Genomic DNA, 221 nt, shown 5'->3' on the forward strand with positions numbered 1-221 from the left:
GCGGCCAGGCTGGAGGCCATCAGGGACTGCCTGCGACGGGGGCTGTCGCCCGAGCAGATGGCGGCGCGCAACGGCGGGCCCGTGGACCTGTCGCCGTCGACCATCTACCGCTGGGTCTCGGCGGGCTACGACGGCATGACCAACATGGAGCTCAGGCGCAAGGTCGGCTACAGGCCGAGGAAGCGCGCCGCGGGCCGGGCGGCCACGCGCCACTCCGCCCG

The 221-nt window shown here is 74.7% G+C and carries 1 pseudogene; it reads left to right on the top strand.

Annotated features, from left to right (window positions below):
- Positions 1-221, top strand: a pseudogene (locus GPK39_RS08630) (IS30 family transposase); the annotation flags it as partial.

It is taken from the genome of Collinsella aerofaciens (assembly GCF_018785245.1).
GTDB lineage: Bacteria > Actinomycetota > Coriobacteriia > Coriobacteriales > Coriobacteriaceae > Collinsella > Collinsella aerofaciens_AD.